25 protein-coding genes are annotated in these 22695 nt (G+C 40.3%); 6 read left to right on the plus strand and 19 right to left on the minus strand.

Going from position 1 to position 22695, the window contains the following annotated elements:
• Window positions 1-77: 77 nt before the first annotated feature.
• Complete coding sequence (locus SYN7509_RS0203775) at window positions 78-719, minus strand: hypothetical protein (protein ID WP_009632028.1); 642 nt, start codon at window positions 717-719, stop codon at window positions 78-80.
• Window positions 720-1224: 505 nt separating this feature from the next.
• Here SYN7509_RS0203775 and SYN7509_RS0203780 point away from each other — a divergent pair.
• Window positions 1225-2331 carry a tetratricopeptide repeat protein gene (locus tag SYN7509_RS0203780; RefSeq protein WP_009632029.1) on the plus strand — a complete coding sequence of 369 codons (1107 nt, stop codon included), beginning with the start codon at window positions 1225-1227 and terminating at the stop codon, window positions 2329-2331.
• An 18-nt stretch (window positions 2332-2349) separates the two neighbouring features.
• On the opposite strand, the gene SYN7509_RS0203785 is transcribed toward SYN7509_RS0203780, so the two are convergent.
• Window positions 2350-3636: an NAD(P)/FAD-dependent oxidoreductase gene (locus SYN7509_RS0203785; protein ID WP_009632030.1), complete on the minus strand. Its 1287-nt coding sequence runs from the start codon at window positions 3634-3636 to the stop codon at window positions 2350-2352.
• A 130-nt stretch (window positions 3637-3766) separates the two neighbouring features.
• Here SYN7509_RS0203785 and SYN7509_RS0203790 point away from each other — a divergent pair, with 130 nt between their 5' ends.
• Entirely contained in the window at window positions 3767-4168 is a 402-nt protein-coding gene (locus SYN7509_RS0203790; RefSeq protein ID WP_009632031.1) for a fasciclin domain-containing protein, read from the plus strand.
• Window positions 4169-4192: 24 nt separating this feature from the next.
• On the opposite strand, the gene SYN7509_RS0203795 is transcribed toward SYN7509_RS0203790, so the two are convergent.
• Genes SYN7509_RS0203795 through SYN7509_RS0203805 form a run of 3 tightly spaced genes read right to left on the minus strand, consistent with a single transcriptional unit; the run spans window position 4193 to window position 6712 of the window.
• Complete coding sequence (locus SYN7509_RS0203795; protein WP_009632032.1) at window positions 4193-4834, minus strand: TMEM175 family protein; 642 nt, start codon at window positions 4832-4834, stop codon at window positions 4193-4195.
• 37 nt (window positions 4835-4871) lie between these two features.
• Window positions 4872-6059, minus strand: coding sequence for an FAD binding domain-containing protein (locus SYN7509_RS0203800; protein WP_009632033.1), 1188 nt, complete (start codon window positions 6057-6059; stop codon window positions 4872-4874).
• Window positions 6060-6070: 11 nt separating this feature from the next.
• Window positions 6071-6712, minus strand: a complete 642-nt coding sequence (locus tag SYN7509_RS0203805) for a DsbA family oxidoreductase (RefSeq protein ID WP_009632034.1) — start codon at window positions 6710-6712, stop codon at window positions 6071-6073.
• 114 nt (window positions 6713-6826) lie between these two features.
• Here SYN7509_RS0203805 and SYN7509_RS0203810 point away from each other — a divergent pair, with 114 nt between their 5' ends.
• On the plus strand, window positions 6827-7756 hold the full coding sequence (locus SYN7509_RS0203810) for a LysR family transcriptional regulator (RefSeq protein WP_009632035.1): 930 nt from the start codon (window positions 6827-6829) through the stop codon (window positions 7754-7756).
• A gap of 7 nt (window positions 7757-7763) precedes the next feature.
• Here the strand turns inward: SYN7509_RS0203810 and SYN7509_RS0203815 are convergent, their stop codons facing one another.
• Genes SYN7509_RS0203815 through SYN7509_RS0203835 form a run of 5 tightly spaced genes read right to left on the minus strand, consistent with a single transcriptional unit; the run spans window position 7764 to window position 13101 of the window.
• Window positions 7764-8612, minus strand: coding sequence for an ABC transporter ATP-binding protein (locus SYN7509_RS0203815; protein WP_009632036.1), 849 nt, complete (start codon window positions 8610-8612; stop codon window positions 7764-7766).
• 54 nt (window positions 8613-8666) lie between these two features.
• Entirely contained in the window at window positions 8667-10379 is a 1713-nt protein-coding gene (locus tag SYN7509_RS0203820) for an NAD+ synthase (protein WP_227501528.1), read from the minus strand.
• A 6-nt stretch (window positions 10380-10385) separates the two neighbouring features.
• Window positions 10386-11132 carry an NUDIX hydrolase gene (locus SYN7509_RS0203825; RefSeq protein WP_009632039.1) on the minus strand — a complete coding sequence of 249 codons (747 nt, stop codon included), beginning with the start codon at window positions 11130-11132 and terminating at the stop codon, window positions 10386-10388.
• Window positions 11093-11695, minus strand: coding sequence for a nicotinate-nucleotide adenylyltransferase (locus SYN7509_RS0203830; RefSeq protein ID WP_009632040.1), 603 nt, complete (start codon window positions 11693-11695; stop codon window positions 11093-11095). Before SYN7509_RS0203830 ends, SYN7509_RS0203825 begins: the two co-directional genes overlap by 40 nt.
• On the minus strand, window positions 11692-13101 hold the full coding sequence (locus SYN7509_RS0203835) for a nicotinate phosphoribosyltransferase (protein ID WP_009632041.1): 1410 nt from the start codon (window positions 13099-13101) through the stop codon (window positions 11692-11694). Before SYN7509_RS0203835 ends, SYN7509_RS0203830 begins: the two co-directional genes overlap by 4 nt.
• Before the next feature lie 281 nt (window positions 13102-13382).
• Here SYN7509_RS0203835 and SYN7509_RS29055 point away from each other — a divergent pair, with 281 nt between their 5' ends.
• Window positions 13383-13526, plus strand: coding sequence for a hypothetical protein (locus SYN7509_RS29055; protein ID WP_009632042.1), 144 nt, complete (start codon window positions 13383-13385; stop codon window positions 13524-13526).
• 540 nt (window positions 13527-14066) lie between these two features.
• Here the strand turns inward: SYN7509_RS29055 and SYN7509_RS0203845 are convergent.
• Window positions 14067-14762 (minus strand): diacylglycerol/polyprenol kinase family protein, encoded by a 696-nt coding sequence (locus tag SYN7509_RS0203845; protein WP_009632043.1) that lies wholly within the window; start codon window positions 14760-14762, stop codon window positions 14067-14069.
• Between the two features lie 53 nt (window positions 14763-14815).
• On the opposite strand from SYN7509_RS0203845, the gene yidD reads away from it, so the two are divergent.
• A complete protein-coding gene (yidD, locus tag SYN7509_RS0203850; RefSeq protein ID WP_028954081.1) occupies window positions 14816-15049 on the plus strand; it encodes a membrane protein insertion efficiency factor YidD in 234 nt (77 codons plus the stop codon).
• Entirely contained in the window at window positions 15046-15729 is a 684-nt protein-coding gene (locus tag SYN7509_RS0203855) for a M15 family metallopeptidase (RefSeq protein ID WP_009632045.1), read from the plus strand. Before yidD ends, SYN7509_RS0203855 begins: the two co-directional genes overlap by 4 nt.
• Here the strand turns inward: SYN7509_RS0203855 and SYN7509_RS0203860 are convergent, their stop codons facing one another.
• From SYN7509_RS0203860 to sufC, 8 genes are all read right to left on the minus strand, one after another.
• A complete protein-coding gene (locus SYN7509_RS0203860; protein WP_009632046.1) occupies window positions 15730-16191 on the minus strand; it encodes a TspO/MBR family protein in 462 nt (153 codons plus the stop codon).
• Between the two features lie 68 nt (window positions 16192-16259).
• Window positions 16260-16733, minus strand: a complete 474-nt coding sequence (locus tag SYN7509_RS0203865) for a TspO/MBR family protein (protein WP_009632047.1) — start codon at window positions 16731-16733, stop codon at window positions 16260-16262.
• Window positions 16734-17139: 406 nt separating this feature from the next.
• Window positions 17140-17805: a ribonuclease III gene (gene rnc, locus SYN7509_RS0203875; protein WP_009632048.1), complete on the minus strand. Its 666-nt coding sequence runs from the start codon at window positions 17803-17805 to the stop codon at window positions 17140-17142.
• A gap of 7 nt (window positions 17806-17812) precedes the next feature.
• A complete protein-coding gene (locus SYN7509_RS27465; protein ID WP_009632049.1) occupies window positions 17813-18097 on the minus strand; it encodes an HNH endonuclease in 285 nt (94 codons plus the stop codon).
• 367 nt (window positions 18098-18464) lie between these two features.
• Window positions 18465-19109 carry a Uma2 family endonuclease gene (locus SYN7509_RS0203885; RefSeq protein ID WP_009632050.1) on the minus strand — a complete coding sequence of 215 codons (645 nt, stop codon included), beginning with the start codon at window positions 19107-19109 and terminating at the stop codon, window positions 18465-18467.
• Between the two features lie 84 nt (window positions 19110-19193).
• Window positions 19194-20453 (minus strand): SufS family cysteine desulfurase, encoded by a 1260-nt coding sequence (locus SYN7509_RS0203890; protein WP_009632051.1) that lies wholly within the window; start codon window positions 20451-20453, stop codon window positions 19194-19196.
• 26 nt (window positions 20454-20479) lie between these two features.
• On the minus strand, window positions 20480-21814 hold the full coding sequence (gene sufD, locus SYN7509_RS0203895) for a Fe-S cluster assembly protein SufD (RefSeq protein WP_009632052.1): 1335 nt from the start codon (window positions 21812-21814) through the stop codon (window positions 20480-20482).
• A gap of 2 nt (window positions 21815-21816) precedes the next feature.
• On the minus strand, window positions 21817-22602 hold the full coding sequence (sufC, locus tag SYN7509_RS0203900) for a Fe-S cluster assembly ATPase SufC (RefSeq protein ID WP_009632053.1): 786 nt from the start codon (window positions 22600-22602) through the stop codon (window positions 21817-21819).
• Window positions 22603-22695: the final 93 nt, after the last annotated feature.

Consider the following 22695-nt stretch of genomic DNA (forward strand, 5'->3'; position numbering starts at 1 on the left):
GCAAAGTCTTCGCAAAATAATCAAAAAGCACCCCTTATGGGGTGCTTTTTAAGTTGTCAAATTGTTAGCAGGTGAAGTTAATAATTTCCATTTGCTCTAGGCTTACGTGCGCCAGCAGCCGAACCAATCATTGAAGCGGCTAAACCTAGTAAAGAACCAAATACAAACGACCACAAGCCTCTTGTTGCTCCTTCCGCGATCGCCCGTGCATCATTAGCGCTCACATTTGGCGCTGGAGGTACATTTACGCCACCTTGCTGCTGTACCTGGTTTGTGATGGCTCCTGCCGCATTAGCCGCCGCATTAGTTACCAAACCAAAAGCACCGCTAACTCCACTTGCTAGTAACCAAGAGCTAAGAGCTAGAGTTGTTGCCCACAAAATTGTCCCATTTAGTAAAGCTGTTTTCCGGTTCATTGGTCCGCAAGCTTGGGCTGTAAACCAACCACCGATAAATAACGAAACTAGCAAAGCAATAATTGCACTAATTCCCGCCGTCGCTCCAGCATTATCAGCGTTCGATCTGGGTGCGCCAGAATCAGAAATAAACCCTGTAGTGATTGCGCCAATTAATGCTGTCAAAACTAACTGAGTTGCTAGGGCTACTACTAAACCTGAAAATATTGGGCCCCATCGGACGCGATCATGATAATCTACAACGTTAGCCGTTACTCCCGGCTCTGTAATTACATCGTTAATTGGTCTGTTTACGTAAGACATAACTTTATGTTTCCTGATTATTTATTTGTTAGGATTGCTTAGTTTTTTTTACTTCAGAGCTTTATTTAATTACAAAATTCGTCATTACACTATCTATCACTAGAAATACATTAATTGTCTACCTTTAGACATAAAAAAGAAAAAATTATGATTAAATTAGTTTCTATCCACACCATGATCTTTGATTTTGGGGTTTTTATAAGCTTCAATAAATGTCTAAAATCCTCATAGTTTTTTTGTTTTAATAAGTAATTTTAAAAAGTTTTCAAAATGATTGGGATCTTCTCTGGGCTGACAAAAAATTAACTCATAAAGGAGATTAAATTTTTAAAACAACGACTTTTTGGCTAATAATAATTGCTTAATTACTCGGCGGCTATTTAAACAAATAATCAAATTTAATCTGTACAATTTGCAAATTTACCAAATTCTGATTTAATGTAAAAATAATTGTAGTCAATGTAAAAATTTGTAAAGATTGTAAAGAACTATAGGTTATAGGCTAGTGCAAAGATCAAAATTATTAGGAATTGGTTTAGTATTGCTGGGAGGAATCGCGGTCTTAGTACCGACGGTAGCTACTGCGGAGATACAGATAGCGTCAAAAAACAGTAGTAAGCAAGCCATCAGCCAGCAGTTAAATAAATTGCTAGAACAAGGGCGTAAATTAGTAGATGCGGGCAACTGGTCAGGAGCGATCGCCTTGTATCAAAAAGCAGCGAAGTTAGAGAAAAATAATCCTCGCATTTTCTCTGGTATAGGCTACTTACAAGGATTGAAAGGTGATTTTGCGGCGGCGGTCGTAGCCTATCGTCAAGCGGTAGTATTAGAGCCAAAGAATCCAGACTTTCACTATGCTTTAGCTTATAGTTTAGGGAAATTGGGCGAAAATACGGGTGCAGCCGAAGCTTATAGTCGCACTATAGAGTTAGACCAAAATAACCCTAAAGCTTATTTAGGATTTGGGGTAATTATGTTACGCCAAGGAAATTATAATAGCGCGATCGCAGCCTACGAAAAAGCTTTAGCCCTAGAACCGGATAATGCCAGCGCTCACGGCTTTCTAGGAGAAATATTACTAAGACAGGGGCGTTCAATGGAAGCAATTTCGGCTTTACAAAAGTCGGCGCAAATAGACCCCAACAATAGCACTGTACTGTTATCTTTAGCCGACGCTTGGGGAAAACAAGGGAATGAAACGGCTAAATTATTAACATTGCAGCAAGTCGCCAAGCTAGAACCAAGCAATGCAAAAGTCCAAGTAGCAATTGGCAATATGCTGTTGACACAAAATGATTTAGAAAATGCAATACTTGCTTACGAAAAAGCTTTAACTGTCGAGCCAAACTTAGTTACAGCCCAAGAAGCGATTGGGAATATTTTACTAGCCAGGGGAGAATTAAAGCCAGCAATTAGAGCCTACAAGCGGCTAATTGTGCTATCGCCACAAAATGGTAATGCTTACTATAGCTTGGGTGTAGCTTTGCAACAGCAGCAACAAATACCAGATGCGATCGCCGCTTTTAGCCGCGCCCGCGAACTTTATCAGCAAAGAGGACAGTTAGAAGGCTTACAAAAAGCCGAAGCTGCATTGAAACAATTACAGCCTTAGCTTAAGTTTTTACACTTTTTAAGCTGTCTCGGCTAAATATTTATGAGCAAAAGTAACAGCCATCGCCCCTTCCCCGACGGCAGAAGCTACGCGCTTTACTGAACCGTGTCGGACATCCCCCGCCGCAAAAGAACCTGGAACGCTAGTTTCTAGAAAGAATGGATCGCGATCTAGAGTCCAGCATTCGGGTGGACGACCATCTTTAAGTAAATCTGAGCCAGTAATTAGATAACCTGACAAGTCACGGATAATACTGGTATCTTTTGCCCATTCAGTATTTGGCGCGCCACCAATGCAAACAAAAAGTCGTCCTGTATCGATTTGCTGCACTTCTCCATCACTGCAATTAGTAACTTCGATTTGACGAAGCGATGTATCGCCACTTAATTTAGTAACTTGAGATTGAAACAGCACTTCAATGTTGCTAGTGTTTGTAATTCGATTAATTAAATAATGAGATAAGGTTGCTGCTAAATTATTGCCACGAACTAGCATCGTCACTTTGCGCGCGTAGCGAGAGAAATACATAGCAGCTTGACCTGCGGAGTTACCACCACCAACTACAAAAACGTGTTCATCTTGACACATGGGCGCTTCGCTTGCACCTGCACCATAGAACAATCCGACTTTTAAAAATTGGTCTTCGTTGGGCAAATCTAGTCGTCGATATTCTACCCCAGTGGCACAAATATTTGCTCGTGCAACCATTTTGCTGCCATCCGCCATATCTGTATAGATACGATTATTCTTAAATTCTGATTTTGTTCCTTCGCGCAACAGCAGAATCTCTATGCCAAACTTAACCGCTTGCTGCCGTGCGCGTTCGGCTAAATTAGCACCGCTAATTCCTTCTGGGAAGCCCATATAGTTTTCAATCAAGGAACTTGTACCCGCTTGTCCTCCTACCGCATGACGTTCAACTAAAACTGTACGCAAACCTTCGGAAGCCGCATAAACCGCCGCACTTAACCCTGCTGGCCCTGCACCGTAAATTGATACGTCGTATTCTTTAAGCTTTGGTTGCGTTACCCAGCCCAAATGTTGAGCAATTTCGCGGATACTAGGAGCAAATAGCCTCGTTCCATCAGGTAATTCAACTACTGGTAAGCGAATATTGCTTAAAGATGGCAATCCAAGTTCTCGGTTGCAATCAGCGTCGCAAGTAATTAAAATCCAATCAAATTCAACTACCATGCGATTGAGAAAATCACGGATTTCATAGGCTTGGGCTGAATCTGGTTGACCGTAAAGCCGGACTTTTTTTTGATTTGGTTGTGTAGAATCTAAATCTTTTAGTTGGGTCATTTTGGTTTCCTCGGATTATTTTGTATAGATGCGATCGCGTTTTGTCCCAATCAAGGATTGCACTGTAAAGTTAAAAGGGCGATTTGTTCGCGCCAATACACTGCTCTTTATTTAACTAAGGCGAAGATTTATGCCTGATATCGTAGATACTGCAATTAACGCGGGTACTTTCAATACTTTGGTAACAGCTATCACTGCTGCGGGACTTGATACAGCACTGAAGGGCGAAGGGCCATTTACTGTTTTTGCACCCACTGATGAAGCTTTTTCAAAGCTGCCATCGGGAACGGTTGAGTCGCTGTTAGAAGATGTTATTCAACTGCGAAAAATCTTGGAGTACCATGTCGTATCTGGCAAAGTAATGGCAGCCGATGTAGTGAAACTTGACTCAGCAACTACAACAGAAGGTTCAACCGTGAAAATTGATGCCTCTAATGGTGTCAAGGTAAATGATGCTACCGTTGTTACCCCCGATGTTGAAGCAGATAATGGTGTGATTCACATTATTGATACAGTGCTAATTCCTCAATAGGTACTAAGAACAAGTCTGATCGCTTCAGGCTTGTTCTATCAATTGCTTATCAATAATTCCTGGCAAAAGATAGAACGCGGGAATAAGGGCGTAAAGTATGATACTCAAGTTAAGGCTGATAAAAGCTAAACCTGCGGCAACAAGATAAGAAATTGGATAGCTAAGAGTCCAAAGGGTTGCTTTTTGAACAACTTTTTGGTGAATAGTTTTTTCCGTCTTAATGTAGCGACGAACAACATAAAACCAAAGTGCGTTGTAAGCAAATCCAGTAATTGCTAGAGATAACCCATAAAAAACAACGACAGGTAGAGATGAGCCATATTCACCAATAAGCGCTGTAGGATAGGGGATAAAAGCAACGCACATTAACAATAGTAAGTTGATTACTAAAATAGTGCGATCGACTCGTTTGATAAAATGAAAAAGTGCGTGATGATTGATCCAAATTACGCCAATGACAATAAAACTGGTGGCATAACTTAGAACATGGGGTAAAACTTGGAGTAGTTTAGCAATAACTTCAGAGGAGGTGGCTTGAGTTAAGTCCGGTGCTTTGATTTCGATTACAAGTAGAGTTACAGCGATCGCAAATACACCATCACTAAAAGCCTCAAAACGGTTTAAACTCATCAAGGGAACTTGTTTTGTACTCTCCAATTGCGGCATTTTAGTCTCCTGAAGTAGTAGTTTAAATCAGTTTACTCTACGCTTTTTGTTGCAGAGTCGCTAAATTTTCACCAAATCGACCTGTACCATAACTAAATTGAGAGAAGTCGCCCATTTGTTTACCTGATGCCATAAGTTGTCTGCCATAAGCTAGTTGACTTGGTTGCCAAGCTGACAGAGCTTTAGTAACATCATGATTGGATTTAACTAGCGCCTCTGCTAAAGAAATTGCATTTGCTGCTGCTTTTGCGGTACTTGCTGCGGTATGCGGACGAGGAATAAAAGCAGCATCGCCAACTAGCGCCACTCGTCCAAAGGTCATTTGCGGTACTCCCAAGTCTAGAATTGCTTGGACAAAAGGCTCTTGGGTTGCAGAAACAAGTTTTTGAAATGGGGGAGCGAGTACGGTATTTGCATAATTACGCATCTCTTGCTCAACAGAAGGTGCGATCGCACCTGGTGGAATAGAATAATCTCGACGTTTGCCATTTTTATCGGTCAAAATGCGCGGTAATTCGGTTGTTTCGTCATAGTTTACATACCAAACCCAGTTAAAACGGCGTTCTCCAGGTATTAATGATTCGCGATCGCCAGGAATTACATATTGCAAAATATGCGAGTTGGGAAATTGATAAAATACAAATCGCTCTGTAAACAGCGCCGCCGCTTCTGATTGCAGTTCGTTTTCGTTGACAAGTCCTCGATAAGCAACATATCCGGCGTAACGATAATCAGCATGGGGTAAAAATTGTTGGCGTACTGTAGAATTTGGGCCATCTGCACCAATCAATAAATCTGCCGTTTCTTGAGTTCCATCGGTAAAAATGGCTGTAACGCGATCGCCGTTTTGCCCAATATCAGTTAAGTATTTGCCGTAATGATAACGCTCCGAGGGAAAATGCCGACGCATAGAACCGTAAAGCAGATTCCAAGAAGTCAACATTTGACGCATTGGCATTGGCTCATCAACACTACCATCAGAATTTAGATAATAACGTTCCTTTGCTACTACACCCAGCGATTGAGTAGAGATTCCCGCGCGTTCAAAAGCTTCAATAACATCGCTTTGTAATACAACACCACCACCGCGACTATCAAGAGTGCGATCGGAACGTTCGTAAATATCGACATCCCAACCAATAGAACGCAAGATGATTCCGGTAAACAAACCGCCGAGCGATCCACCAATAACAATTGCTCGATTACCTGTTGATTTGATAGTCATTGAACCTCTTGTTATACAACTTCTAATTCATTTACCGCCGTTTGTAAGGCTGCTAAGAAAACCTCAACGCTTTGCGCTCCAACAATTGTTTCTCTGCCGATTTTAATTGACGGTACGCCGCGTATATTTCGGCTTGCTGCTTGTTCTTCTAGCGCTTTGACCTCCTCAACGCCTTCAGTTGAATTTAAAAATGCTCTAATGTCACCTTTTAACCCAACTTCCTCAGCAAGTTTAGCTAAGGTTTCAACATCGGTAATATCTTGACCTTCAGTAAAGTAAGCGTTTAAAATTCGCTCAACCATTTCTGTTGCTTTGCCTTCTTGTTCTGCAAGCCAACTGAGGCGATGCGCCTTTAAAGTGTTGGGGGTAACCTGCATTAAGTCATACCGAAATTTGATGCCATCACCACTAGCCGCCTGCATTGTTTGAGCATCAAGGCTCTGGGAATATTCCCAACTACCAAACTTATGAGAGCGATAGGTTTTACGATTCATCCCTGCTTCTGGCATCGTTGGGTTTAGTTCAAAGGGATACCAAAGGCGCTTTATCTTAATGGGGGCTTTTAGTTGCTCAATTGCTCTATTGAGTCTTTTATCTACAACCAAACACCAAGGGCAAATAAAATCTGAGGTAATTTCAATCGTTAAAGTCATGAGTTTGTTTCCTTTAATTCCTGACTTTTTAACAATAACTCCATTCATAAAAAATGATAATATAGCTAATATGCTAAACACCTTTGCGTTTTATGCAAAAGTATAAAAACTCCGATGGATCAGTTTGCAGCAATGCGCGCTTTCGTCAAAGTAGTAGAAACAGGCGGATTTTCTGAAGCATCTAGGCAAACTTTAATGGCGGTATCTTCTGTAACTCGCCAGGTAAATGCTTTAGAAGCAATGCTCAATACCCAATTACTTAATCGATCAACTCGCAGCGTTACTTTGACAGTGCAAGGACGTAAGTATTACGATCGCGCTGTTCGCATTTTGCAAGACTTGGAGGAAGCAAACCAAGGTGTAATCGAACAAGATATTCCGCGTGGATTGTTGAAAGTTAGCGTACCTGTTGCTTTTGGAAGGCTGCACATTGCACCAATTGTCAGCGATCTTTTTGTACAGTATCCAGAATTAAAGCTAGATTTGAGATTGAGCGATGGATTATCTAACTTAGTAGAAGAAGATTTAGATGTTGTGATTCGGATTGGCAATCTCGATCGCTCTGGGGGAAATCTAATTTTGCGTAAAATCGCCTCTCATACGCGCCTCGTCTGCGGTAGTGCAAAGTATTTCGAGCAACATGGTAAACCCCAACATCCAGAGGATTTAGCAAATCATAACTGTTTATTGTTTGCCTATTTTATGGGCTATGACATCTGGAAATTTAAACGAGATACCGAGTTTTATGATGTTAAAGTAAGCGGCTCTTTAATATCAAGTAATTCTGAGGTATTGCGCCAAGTTTGTTTGGATGGTACGGGTTTGATTTTGATGCCAACTTGGTTAATTGGTGAAGATATCCGCAAAGGCAGTTTGCAAGCAGTGTTAACCGATTGTCAAGTTTACCCCCAAACCAGTACAGATATGGGTATTTACGCGCTTTATTTGCCCTCTCGCAGAAATTCGTTGAGGGTAAAAGCATTTATTGATTTTTTAATTAAACGGTTTGGTAATCCGCCTTATTGGGAAGAAACCACGCTTTGAAAAAGCTCTAATCAAGTTGTCTCCCTGTGAGTTCAACAAAAATATCTTCTAAGTTAGCTGGGCGTACCATCATTCCGGTTTTATCAGGTTGGCTATTGAGGTAGGCGTTTGCGTCGGTTAAATCGGGGAAAAACTTATACTCCCAGCGATCGCCCTCTTGTTTCATGACCAATCCTTCGCCATACTGAGATTTTAGTTGTTGTAATGTACCCAAAGATATAAGTTTACCGCCGTCCATAATTCCAATGCGATCGCACAGATACTCGACTTCATCCATATAGTGTGTTGTGAGTAACATTGTCATTCCTTGCTTATTTAAGTCAAGAATAATCTCCCACAATCGCCGCCTTGTTTGCGGATCTAAGCCTACTGTCGGTTCATCTAAAAACAATATTTTCGGCTCGTGTAATAGCGCTCTAGCAATCTGTAAGCGGCGTTTCATCCCCCCGGAAAGCGTTTTAACTAAATCTTTGCGCCGCTCGATTAGTTCGACATATTCTAGCCAGCGATTAATAGATTGTTGGCGTTGAGGATTGGGAATGTGATGCAAGCGCCCGTGCAATTCCATGTTTTCCCACACGCTCAAATCAGCGTCTACACTGGTTTGCTGCAAGACTACACCAATATTTTGCTTGGCTTGCAATGGTTGGCGAGTTACATCAAAACCAGCTACTTCAATGTGTCCTTGAGTAGGTTTAGTAAGAGTTGTTAGCATCCGAATGGTAGTAGATTTACCCGCGCCGTTTGGCCCAAGTAAACCGAACATTTCTCCAGATTGGATTGTAAAAGATAAATCGTTAACTACAGGGATGTTGTTATAGACTTTATGGACGTTTTGGAGAGAAACCGCCGTCATGAATGTTTAGATAAATTAAGCTTATCTTTACATAAAAACGCTGTTTATATCCGATTAGCTTCTAGCCGGGGAAGGAATTTTAGCTTCGGTTTGATGACTACTAGCATCTACCCATTTATTCGCAATCGGCATTCGCCAACCTGTACCAAAAGCGCGATCGGTAATCTTCAATCCTGGGGGTGCTTGACGGCGTTTAAACTCCGATCGCGCAACCAATGCCAAAATCCGCGTAACCGTTGCTTTGTCGTGTCCCGCCGCCACAATTTGCGCCGCAGATTGATAATTATGAATCGATCTCTGCAAAATATCATCCAAGATATCGTAAGGCGGTAACGAATCTGCGTCCACTTGTCCAGGTTTAAGTTCGGCGCTGGGGGGTTTAGTTAAAATGTTTTTGGGGATAATTTCAGTGGTGCGATTTAGCCAGTTACAGATAGAATAAACGCGAGTTTTGGGAACATCTGCGATCGCAGCTAAACCCCCATTCATGTCACCATACAAAGTACAGTAACCTACAGCCATTTCGGACTTATTACCTGTAGACAGTAGCAAGTAACCGAATTTATTTGCGATCGCCATTAATAAGTTACCCCGAATCCGCGATTGGATATTCTCCTCCGCTAATCCAAAAGGTGTATCGGCAAATAAAGGCGCTAAAGTTTTGTCATAACCCGCCATTAAGTCGCCAATCGGTAGAGTTTGGGTAGCAATCCCTAGATTTTCGGCTAAAAGTAGCGCATCTTTTACAGAATGGTCTGAACTATAGGGAGAAGGCATTAATACGGCTAAAACGTTCTCTTTTCCCAAAGCTGTAGCAGCAATTTGGGCAACTAAAGCTGAATCTACCCCGCCGCTTAAACCGATAACTACTTTAGAAAATCCACACTTGCGGCTATAGTCACGAACCCCTAATACCAAGGCTTTCCAGATTTCTTCGTCGTCATTTTCTGGCATAAGTGCTAACGCGCTTGGTTGTAATACCAATTGTTCGTCAAATTCTACTACTACTAAATCAGTCTCAAAAGCCTTAGCACGACAAATTACTTCACCTTTGCGGTTAAAACCTACACTACAACCATCAAAAATTAGATCGTCATTTGCACCTACTTGGTTGGCGTAAATAATTGGTTTTTGATAGCGAATAGCAGCGTGTCGCAGCATTGCTTCTCTTAAGTGTGGTTTCGCCGCACTATAAGGAGATGCTGACAAATTAACGATTAAATCTACATTCAAGTTAGCCAAGTCTGCAATGGGATTGGTTGCATAACTGCGTTTTCCCCAAAAATCTTCATCATTCCAGAAGTCTTCGCAGATAGAGACACCAATTTTTATTGAGGAGAAACTAAAACAATTAGTTTGCAATCCTGGTTCAAAATAACGGTGTTCGTCAAATACATCGTAATTAGGTAAAAGCCGCTTGTGAAAAACTTGCTCAACTTTGCCTTGGTGCAACAAAGCCGCACTATTAAATAACGGTTTTCCGCCGGATTGATGAGATTTATCGTTTATTTGTACGCAACCTACCAATACCGCCATATTTTGCGGCAATTCGTGCGCTAACTTCTCTAAAGTCGCCGTTATATCGTTAATAAAACTCGCATTAAGTAACAAATCCTTGGGTGGATAGCCACATAAAGATAGTTCTGGGGTTAGAAGTAAAGAGACATTTTGCTGCTGTGCTTTTTGGGCAAATTGGCGGATTTGATCGGCATTTCCAGCCAAGTCGCCGATAGTTGGGTTAATTTGGGCGATCGCAATTTTCATAATTTCAATCTAAATAAACACTAAAGGCTTATCTTTAAATGGTGCAAAAGCATCCGCATCAAACCGATACAATGTAGCTGGACGACCTGCACCCCGCGATACTTTAACTTTGGTATCAGCCAAAAATCCCAACTTTAGCAACCGCGCTCGGAAGTTGGAATAATCAGAGAAGTTATCGCCCAAAACTGTAGAGTAAAGCTGATACAAATCGCTTAAAGTAAATAATTCCGGTAACACTTCAAAAGCTACCGGACTGTACTCTAGTTTATTTTTCAATCTTCTATGTCCATAAGCCAAAATCTCTTGATGATCGAAAGCTAGTTGCGGTACTTCTTTGACGGGATACCAAGCAATTCCACTCACGCCATCAGCAATTAATTCTGCTTCCTCAAACCGCACCAAAGCAAAATAACTCACCGACAAATAACGCACTCCATAACAATCCATCGCTTCACGCGGATCGCGGTTTGGGCCGCCAAAAGTATATAGTTGCTCCAAATACAAGTTTTTAGCGCGAATTTTCTCCGCCAAAATCCGATAAGCGCCATCTTCCAGCGATTCCCCCTGACGCACCAAAGTACCGGGAAGTCCCCAATAATCTAAAAATGGCTCTTGGTGTCGCATTACTAATAGAACTAATAGCCGATTTTGCGAAGTATCGACAGAAAAAATTACATTATCAACCCCAACCTTAAAATCAGCTAAAGGTTGTTTATTTAGTGAATCGGCAAACTTTTTTTGGATGTGTCCTGGCACTTGTACAACTGCTCTTGATGAATATAGGCTTGAATTTGAGGAGTTATAACCTGGTCGTCGCCATAATTGCGGTATGCTGTGGAAGATACATCTAGCCCGGTTAAATCAGCAACTTCTACACCCAGCGCCAAGTCCTTTAATTGTTGCAAATCCTCATTTTCCAGTGTATAACCTGGTCGCGGGACAACCAAAATTTGAACTTGCTGTAACAATTCCTCGGCTTTATACCAACAGGGTAATTGGTTAACTAAATCTGCACCAATAACTAAGGTAAAATCTACCTTTTCAGAACTCCACAACTTCTTAGCTTTTTCTACTGTTTCCAGGGTGCGACGGCTACTAAGTTCGGGATAAAATCCAATATTATGTCGTGGTGGGCGCATTTCCTCAATCAGCAATCGCAGCATGGTACTACGATGAGCTAAAGCCGTTTGATGAGATTTCAAGGGATTATCCGCCGCCCAAACCGCTACCCAGTCGTAATACTGAGAAAGCCAATTAAGAATTTTTTGATGTCCAGAAGTGGGCGGATCGGCGCTTGTACCAAATAATGCAACTCTCATCTATTTTTTTCACTCACTTGTTGAGTTAACTTCTGCAATTCGGGAGAAATATTTACTTTACAACTTACAGGAGCGTTGATATCTCGACATTCTGGGGGCAAACTAGCTACAGAAGCCGTAGTACGCGATCGCAAATCCGCTAGACTTTCTGGTAATTGTAACCTTTGTCCTTGTTTAACTACCAACTGCAATAGTGGCACTTGCGATCGCGGTTTTGCCTCTGTAATTAGTCCCAATTTGTCGTGCTGTACTACTCCATCAATATAAGTTCGCCAAATTTGTTTACGTCCTGGATAAGTTACTTTACTTGTAGAAGCTTTCATTACGGGAATACCGTCAATTTCTACTAGCTTATACACCCCATTTACTGGCGCTCCGGTTACTAATTTTGTACCAATCCCATAACCATCAATGCAAGCACCGTTGGCTTTTAGCCTCGCAATTTCGGTTTCGTCAATATCTCCACTGGCAATTATCGGTACATTTGGTAAAAGATTTCTGACTATTTTTGATAACTGCTCTATATCCCCTGAATCTATCCGCACTCCAGCTAACTCAATCTCTCCAGCATTAACCCTTTGTGCCAATTTTTCCGCCGCCGCCACTGTATCGAAAGTATCAATTAACAGCGCACCTGTAGGAAAATAACGATGAAAAGCGCTAAAAGCTTGCTCCTCAGTACCTTCTAAGGCAGTCAGCGCCATAACTAAAGCATGAGCCATTGTCCCACTAGGCTTTTGTCCTAATTTCAAAGCCGCTAATACGTTCGATGTTGCATCAAATCCTGCTGCTAAAGCCGCCCGTGCCGCCCATAAAGAGCCTTGAGGACTAAAAGCTCGGCGCGTCCCAAATTCTAATAAAGTCGCTTCCGCCCCAGCTACATCTCGCAAACGAGCCGCTTTTGTGGCTACCAAAGTTTGGTAATTTAAGGTATTGAGTAAATAAGTTTCTACTAATTGAGCTTGCCATAATGGGGCTTCTACCCGTAATAATGGCTCATTGGCAAAAACTGCCGTTCCTTCTGGTACAGCCCAAACATCGCCTGTAAAGCGCGCACTAGCAAGTAAAGCCCAAAATTTATCGGGTGCGTGGGCAAAAATTCCCGTTGCTTTTAATGCTTCTAATCCCGCAGCGCTAAAACAAAACTTTTCTAAATACTCCAATGCTTGCGCCAAACCCATAGCGATCAAATAGCCAAACCCTTCGGGCAATTTTCGCGCGAATAATTCAAAGCTGGCTTGTTTTGTTTCTACACCTTCGCCTACATAGCTGGCTGCCATTGTAAGCTGGTAAAGGTCTGTTAATAAACTGTAGTCTTGTCCTTCGGTTAAAGTTAATTCTTGAGTTGATGCTATTGGTTGCAGGTGGTTATCTTGCAGACACTCCCAATTAGGGGAAGTAGTCATGGCGCAGCTACCTCGATGGTGATTTTTTTAATTATAGTGCATTTCACCAAAATGCCAATAGATTTTTGGTATTCTTCGGTACACATATAGAAAATAGTTAGTTTATTAATTTTTCTTTATGGTAGTTTTTGCTAAAACAGACAATATAAAGTAATGCGAATATAAACAAACAAATACTGCGAATGCTTGCAATTGATTGAGATAGCAAGGGTTTTACTCATTTTTGACTTTAGAATGCAATTAAGTAACATTCCTTGGCTTTTGCTTGGAGGGTTGATTTTATGAATATTTCTCAAAGAGTTGTCAGCATTGTTCAATATCTTTTTGAAGGATTAGCGCGGACTTTTAGACCTACTGACGATGAATATCCTGTAATTGGCGTACAGCCTTTTACTGGTGAACCTTTTAAGCCTGGTGCAGATTAGCACTAAAAAAGATTGTTTTAAATAGAATACTCAAAAAAGTTGGTGGAAATAGTTTTATTTTCGCCAACTTTTTTATAAGCTAAAATAAATCACTTGCGCGATCGCAGTTTCCGTTAAAAGTGCATCTAATCAGTGCTAGATATCTTAGGCTGTTCTACTGGACAGTTTAATGTCCCCTCGATAACTACAAAGTAGGGGAAACGATAAAAACCCTACACCACTACCATTTAACGGAAACTACCAATCAATTGCAAGTTATGCGATCGCTTGATCCTTAGACATCGTTCTCCTTTAGGAAGCAACTAGCAAGACAAACAGCAAAAAGCCTGCTACGACCTAGCAAAATAGATTGCTTATCTACTTTGCTATTAATAATTTTGCCTACAAATTAATGTTATTTAATCAATCAAAAGAGCTAATAAATTTATATATTTAAGTAGCCTTTGAGTAGATGTGAAGTTTGCTATAACTACTTTTGGAGAGAGATTGATAAATATTATCGTAGGGGCGCAATGCTTTGCGCCCCTACAACATTCGCAATTATCCCAAATAACGGGGCAATATTTCAATCAAGAAAAAGCCTAAAGCCGCACTTCCTAAAGGTACAGTCAAGTTATCAATCCCGTACATAGAAAAAGCTTCTAAAGTTGTTGCCAGCAGTGCCACATTTAAAGATACTATCCAAGTTTGCCAATTATTACCTTGGACGTTCAGAAAAATTAAACTACAAACAATAAAACTAACTACAGCCATTGTGCCAGAACCTTCCCAGCTTTTGAGATTGTCCCAAATTTGGTAAGGATGTTTGCCAAACCTTTGTCCAACTAAAGCCGCTAAACCATCTCCCCAAGCCATGACTAATATCCCTAAAGCTGCATACTGGGGTTTATTTATACTCCAAAACCAAGCAACTAATATCCCAATACTCACCGCATAAAAGAACGTACCTAAACTTTTGCGCCCGACGCTATTAATTCCCGGTAAAATTGGGAAACGGTACGACAAAAAAGTAACTATACTCGCCAAAATTGAAGCGCCAACGCCAACAAAAGCGGGAATATGCAGCCACCACGCAAATAAAATTACATTCCCCGTACCAATATGGACAACTTTGCGGATAACTTCGGAATTACCCGTACCAAAGCGACTTAACAAAGATGCTACAAGTAAAAGTAAGCCTATCCAAAGTACAACGATCGCAATTTGTAGACTTATCGGCGCAAGTGAAGTATCCAAAGTGTTTACGGTAAAAAATAAGCTCTTTATATAAATGTAGTAGATTCTGAATGATGAAAATCCTGCTGTTGTGGCTAATTCATGGCTATCGGTTACTTATATCGCCTTTATTTGCGCCTACTTGTCGATTTCATCCCACCTGTTCAATGTACGCTATAGAAGCTATAGAGAGATTTGGGGCGATAAAAGGTAGTTTTATGGCAATTAAGCGGATTTTGCGCTGTCATCCGTTGCATCCGGGTGGTTACGATCCCGTACCTTCGTTACCGGAAAAAGTTATAAAATGAAACCTTATCAGCAAATTGTGATCGCAGAATGTGGCGAACCTTTAGTACCAATTCCCTTAGAACTATTTGCTGTAGAATCTCCTCATCCTTATCAGCTATTAGGTGCAACTTATGCAGAAATGTCGCCCTATTATCTGCGTAAATCTGTACTTGATAATTTAATTAAAGCGCAAGAGTATCTACAGACAAAACATCCCGGTTGGCGGATTCAAATTTTTGATGCTTATCGCCCGGTTACTATACAACAGTTTATGGTTGATTACACTTTTTCTCAGGTAGTGGAAGCGCAAAAGCTGAGTATAGATAACTTATCCGCCGTAGAAATCGAAAATATCTGGCAACAAGTTTATCAAATTTGGGCAGTACCTAGTTTAGATTCACTTACTCCACCGCCTCATAGTACGGGCGCGGCGATAGATATTACTTTAGTAGACGATCGGGGTAAAGTAGTAGATATGGGTTCGCCTATAGATGAATTATCAGCGCGATCGCATCCTAATTATTTTGCTAATAGTAACTTACCCGCACATCACTATCGCCAACTGTTGCTAGAAGTAATGGAATACGCAGGTTTTGCGCGTCATCCTGGGGAATGGTGGCATTTTTGCCAAGGGGATCAAATGTGGGCGTGGTTGAGTTCTAAGCCTGTATTAGCGCGTTACGGGCGAGTAGAAAAATAATTAAGCATCTTGGGGGTTTATTTTCATCATCTCCCAAGTAGTGTAAGTACCGATGGGACTCCAAAGTATATAGGGAACAAGTAACAATGCTGCCCAGCCAGAAATTGGCAATACTGCTAGGGTAAGTATAATTCCGATAATTGCACCAGTACCGCCGATAATTGTGCCAATTTTTAAACTGCGGAGTCTAAACATAACTGGAGTGTAGGCAATAGTAACAAGTTCTAGCAGCAAATACAGTCCCATTATTAACCAATTTTTGCTACTTTCCCAAACTATATAAGCCGACCAAGCGCCACAAATAAAAATAGTAATCCAAATAAAGGGAATTGCAAACTCAAAGGTTAACCATTTTGGGCGACGCAAGCGTTTAAACCATTTGCGATCGCTTGGTGTAAAAAAGTTCGCCGCCATCGCCACAAGTAGCGTTACACCCCCAATTACCAGCCAAGATTTAATCATATTTTTATCATTGCTTTTCTAATCCAATCTTGTAAGGTTACTTGCTTAAGATCAATCAACCCTTTGAATTATTCTGCACCTGGATTTAGTTGGATCATTTCTTCGGTAGTATATGTACCTACAGGACTCCAAATAATATAAGGAAGAAGTAATCCGGCGGCTAAATGAGAAACGGGGAAAATTGCGATCGCCAAAAGCACACTTAACACCGCTCCCGACCCGCCTAAAATCGTCCCTACAAGTAGACTGCGAAGCCTCAGAGTTACGGAAGTATAGGAAACGGTAATAATTTCTAAAAGCAAATATACGCCCATTAACAGCCACGTTTTAGCGCTATTTGGTTCGTGTTGCCAAACTATATTAGCTGACCAAGCACCGCAAATAAATATAATCGTCCAAATTACCGGGATTAAAGGCTCAAATGTCAACCATTTTGGGCGGCGCAATTGTATCGCCCATTTGAGATCGCGGGGTTTAAATAACACGCCACCAAAGGCGACGAAGAATGTTATCAATGCGATCGCCATCCAAGATTTAACCATACTAGCTTTATTGTCTTAACCTTACACATTTATAATGCCAATGGATAAAAACAAGATTAATCTTCCTTAAGTTTGAATCGTATTTTTTATCTTAAATCTTTATTAAGTTTTGACGAGTTTTCAATAAAGATTTTATTGGCAGCGCGAGCAAAATATTAATTTGTCTAGCAATGGTTAATTTATTCAGTGTATTCTCGGTTTTTATATCAAGGGATCGGTAATATAGTTGAGTTATAGCTTTTAAATTTAATTCTTAAAAATATGAAAAATAGCGCTCTTTCAAAAGAAATTGGAGAAATAAAAAACACACTTTTATTTACTTTAGTTTTGGTTTGCTTATTATTATCAATTACTTGGCTCTAAGTTAAGGGTAAAGGAAATGCGATCGCATTTCCTATTTTACAGACTACAAAAGCCCTAATTTTTTCAACGCATTCTCCGCCGCGTTTTTTTGCGCTTCTTTTATTCTATGACCTTTTCCTCTGCCATATTCTTTTCCTTTTATACTTACTTTGAAAATAAATTCCTTATTGTGGTCTGCTCCTGACTCGCTTACTAGATCGTATTTAGGTTCTTCTCCGAATTGAGGTTTTGACCATTCTTGAAGCATACCTTTATAATTTTTATTTGATTGAAAATCGACAATATGTTCAGCAACTTCCATGACTAGCGACTCTACAAAAAAAGAAGTAGCTTGAATTCCTGAATCAAGAAAGTAAGCTCCTATAACAGCTTCAAACGTACTACTGAGTAAATTAGAATTGTGACATCCTCCGTCTAATTTTGCGCCATTCCCTAAAAGCATTTGACCCCCAATATTTAATTTTCTAGCAAATTTTGCTAGTTGCTGTTCATCTACTAATGTAGAACGTAATTTAGTAAGTTGACCTTCATCCATATCTGGATATTTATGATAAAGTCGTTCAGCAATCAATAAACCTAATAAGGCATCGCCTAAGAACTCTAAACGCTCATTATTCCCTTTTATTCCAGGATTTTCATGCATATAGGAGCTATGAGTTAGAGCAAGGCGTAAAAGTGAAGGATTTCTAAATTCTGGTAGTTTGGACATTATTTTTTTAATTGCCTAAGTAAGATTTGATCATTGCCAAAAGTTCTAATTGTTCAGGACAACTTGATTGCTGAGGAAAACCTGGAGGGAAAGGGCGGTTTCCACGAGAATTATTACAGGAAAAGCAAGCTAATCGTAAATTGTCGATAGAATTAGAACCTCCACGGCTTATATGTTTGATATGTTCAAGAGTTTGTTCTTCTTTTGTAAGAGGTTTATTGCACCAGCAACATTTAGAGCCATATTTATTAGCTAACTTTCGCTTCTGGTTTCGCTTAGTTTTAGAGGACATTGCATCTCTTTTAGCTATGGTTAAATACCATGCAAAAAGCACACATAGCGCTACTTCAAGTTACTACAAAAAACCTACTACTCCCTAAATAAGAAATAGTTTATGTTGCTAGAAACCTGAAAATAGAGACAGCATCAATTATTTAGCAAATAACTGCCTGTTACTGCTGAATTTGTATTGCAATCTCACGTATTACAAGACTTAGAAAGCCTCAAAGACATGAAATTGCAGCACACATCCAACAATTGTTGGTTTTGCTCAAGATTGACGCGAAGCCCTGCGTGCGCGCTTGCGCTATCGCACTTAGTAACGCGAAATATGCTCCTTTACTTAGCATACTTCAATCATACATATAATTCTTTTGTTGTCAAGAGGGCTGAGTAAGTATCTTATTTTTCACCCAATCACGAAATAACTTGATTAATGTAATCTCTCCGATAGTTTTACTTTGCTCTATAAATTGGTTTATTTCTGTTGCTGATACGAGCGGAAAAGCACAACTAAACTCACGTTCAATGTATTGATTTTCTACTAACTGATAAAACTGTAAAATCTGTCCGTTATATCGCCAAATTTCCGGGACACCCAAAGCGGAATAAATATCTAGCTTATTTACCGAACTACTTGTAATATCAATTTCAATCGCTAAATCTGGCGGTAAATCTATAGTTAAATCTAAGGTTTGTTTACCTCTAAAAGCTATTTCATTTTGAATGTAATAACAATTATCTGGTTCTATACCGCGATTAGCTGATTTAAGTTTTAAAGTTGTAGAACCAGCACTTTTAATTTCAATTCCTAATTCTTCTGCTAATACAACAACTAAGTTACCAAAATTACTTTTATAACTTTCATGTTCAATTAATGGAGACATTATTTCTAAAGTTCCACACTCATAAACAAACCTAAAACCCCTGTCTTCACCCGTTTCTGTCAACAAAGTTTCAAAAGTTTGCCAGCTAATATTTTGTAAAATTGTACGTTGTTCGGCGGGAATTGAAGTAACAATCATTTTACAAAAAATCTTTTTTTAAAGAGTAGGGGCGCAATGCTTTACGCCCCTACTTTATTGTCGTATGTTGGAGAAAATCTCCCTCTAAAAAATGCTCCCAAAAAACTCTACAGCTTCCTTCAAAGCCGCAATGAAAACATCAATTTCCGCGCGAGTATTGTAAAAAGATAAACTAGCTCTTGCAGTGGATTGAGCTTTTAAATAACGATGCAAAGGTTGCGTACAATGGTGTCCGGCACGAATAGCAACCCCCTCTTGGTCTAACATGGTAGATAAGTCGTGAGGATGCACCTCTCCCGCCGTAAAAGATGCTAAGGCGGCTCTCCCAAAACCTGCTAATTTAGGCAAAGGACCATAGGTGCGAATTTCGGGAATCTGTGCTAACTTCTCAAACAAATATCCCGTCAACTCTGCTTCATAGGTATAGATTTTATCCATACCAATATTAGTAAGATAATCTACTGCTGCCCCTAGTGCGATCGCTTCCGCAATTGCTGGAGTACCTGCTTCAAATTTATGGGGTAAATCTGCATAGGTTGAATGGTCTAGGTATACATCGGCAATCATCTCGCCACCGCCTAAAAATGGAGGCATAGAGCGCAGTAATTTCAACTTTCCATACAAAAAGCCAATTCCTGTAGGAGCGCACATTTTATGACCAGATGCGACTAACCAATCGCAATCTAGCTTCTGTACGTCTATAGGCATATGAGGGACACTTTGGCAAGCATCAATTAATACTTTAGCACCGTACTTGTGTGCGATCGCAATAATTTCTTGAACGGGATTAATACAGCCTAAAGTGTTGGAAACATGAACAACTGAAACTAATTTTGTTTTGTCAGAAATCAGCGTTTTAAACTGTTCTAAGTTAAATTCTTCAGTTTCCGTTAATTCAACAAACTTTAGCACCGCTCCAGTTTTTTGCGCCAACAATTGCCAAGGAATTAAATTACTGTGGTGTTCCATCACTGATAGAATAATCTCATCGCCAGCCTTTAAATTGCTAGTACCCCAACTATAAGCGACTAAATTAATCGCTTCGGTTGCGTTACGAGTAAACACAATTTCTTGACGAGAATCAGCATTTACAAAAGCTGCAATTTTATCGCGGGAACTTTCGTAAGCATCGGTAGCTTTGGCGCTAAGAGTATGTACACCTCTATGAACGTTAGAGTTGTATTGCTCGTAGTAATCGCGGAGAGTATTTAAAACTTGGATTGGTTTTTGCGAAGTAGCCGCATTATCCAAGTACACTAAAGGATGCTCGTTAACTTCTTGGTGCAATATTGGGAAGTCAGCGCGGACTAAATCAGCAAGAGTTTTTTCTTTAGTAACTGTCATTTTGAATAAGTAATGAGTTTGCTTATTTAACTAACTGTGGAAAAGCGTTTAATGGAAGCATTCAAACTTTCGCGTAACGAATCTATTGGCAACTTATTAATAATTTCTGCCGCAAAAGCATTAACTAAAAGATTCCGCGCATCGCTGGCATTTATCCCGCGACTTTGTAAGTAGAAAATCTCATCATCTTCTAATTGACTTACCGTTGCACCGTGAGAACATTTGACATTATCCGCCGTAATTTCTAACTGGGGTTTAGTATCAATTCTCGCTCTAGAAGACAATAATAGATTGCGATTTAACTGCGCTGCATTGGTTAATTGCGCTGGTTTAGGGACAAAAACTTTACCGTTAAAAACACCGTGCGACTTTTCGGAGACAATACACTTATGTAACTGATTTGTCGTACCATGAGGATAATTAAGTGCGATCGCACTGTGAGTATCGCCCACTTGATTACCAGAAATTGCCGTCAATCCAAAGAGATTAGTATCCGTTTGTTCGCCAGCTTGGAAAACTTCTAAATTGTGGCGCGATAATTTACCGCCAAGACTTACCGCGTAGCAAGTATAGCGACTATCACGCGCTTGAGAAACCGCCGTTTTCCCAATATGGAAAGCTTCTAAACTTTCCTGCTCAATTCTAGTATGGCTAACTTCGGCATTTTCTTCTAGCCAAATCTCCGTAACGGAATTGGTAAAGTAAACCGTATCTGCGCTTCCAGCTTTTTTGTATTCTTCAACTACCGTCACATTACTACCAGACTCCGCCACCAGCAAGCAGCGCGGTTGAGAAACTATTGGTTGTTCGCTTGTAGAAACAAATAATAAATGAATGGGAGTATCGACTACAACATTTTTACCTACCCACACAATCGCCACATCGCTTATACCAGAAGTATTTAAGGCTGTAAAGACTTCTGTAGCGCCTTGTTGCTGCGCTAGATATTTTTTAATTTTAGAGCGATGAGTTATTGGTAAACCAGCTAAATTACTAACGGTAATTCCATCGGGTAAATCTGCAACCCTTGATAGTTCAGAGGTATAAACGCCATTAACAAACACTAAACGGCTGTTTTCAGCTTCCGGTAGAATTAGCGATGAAATATCTATTTGTGGTGAAGTGTTTTCGCTAAAGTTTAGTTGACGCAAAGCCGATAAATCGGTAAAACGCCATTCTTCATCGCGGGTTGTGGGGAGAGTAGCAAGATTTATTATTGAGGAGGTGCGATCGCGCAATTCCTGCAACAATAATATTAATTCTGGTTCTAGTACGGCGATTTTTTGTGCCTGACACAGTTCTAATAAGTTGCTAAGTGTTGCATCTCTATCTTTTAGCTCAAGATTTGTAAGTAACTGCATACTTATCTTACCTCCGTTACCGCTTGCTCTAGCACCCAGTCGTAACCGCGCGCTTCTAATTCCAGCGCCAAATCTTTACCGCCACTCTTAATAATTCGTCCTTCTGCCATTACATGAACGTAATCCGGGACAATGTAATTTAGCAAACGCTGGTAGTGAGTAATTAAAATCGTCGCATTATCAGGACTTGCTAACTGATTAACGCCATTAGCAACAATTTTCAGCGCATCAATATCCAATCCCGAATCTGTCTCATCTAAGATTGCTACTTTTGGCTCTAATATCGCCATTTGCAAGATTTCGTTGCGCTTTTTCTCTCCACCGGAGAAACCCTCATTGACGCTACGACTCAAAAAAGCTGGATTCATTTTGACAATATCTAGCTTTTCCTGCACCAACTCATCAAAATCAAAAGAGTCTAATTCTTCTAAACCCTGTTGTTTGCGACGAGAATTGTAAGCTACGCGCAAAAAGTCTAGGTTACTAACTCCAGGAATTTCTAAGGGATACTGAAACGCCAAAAATATACCCGCTCTAGCGCGTTCTTCGGCTTCCATTTCTAGCAACTTCTCCCCTAGAAAAGTTACTTCTCCCGCAGTCACATCATAAGCTGGATGTCCCGCTATAACCTTAGAAAAAGTGCTTTTACCCGAACCGTTAGGACCCATAATTGCATGAATCTCTCCGGCTTTTACTTCCAGATTCACACCCTTTAAAATCGAATTTCCATCTACTTCCGCCGCGAGGTTTTTGATCGACAGGATAATGGGACTACTAGGATTAATCATATTTAGATTCGTTTAATTACATTCTATATAATGTTCAATCAAATGCGTTTAGTCTTTCATCATATCATTGGATGAATATATCTGAATATCAAC

Origin of the sequence: Synechocystis sp. PCC 7509 (assembly GCF_000332075.2) — a bacterium.
In the GTDB taxonomy this organism is placed as follows: domain Bacteria; phylum Cyanobacteriota; class Cyanobacteriia; order Cyanobacteriales; family Chroococcidiopsidaceae; genus Aliterella.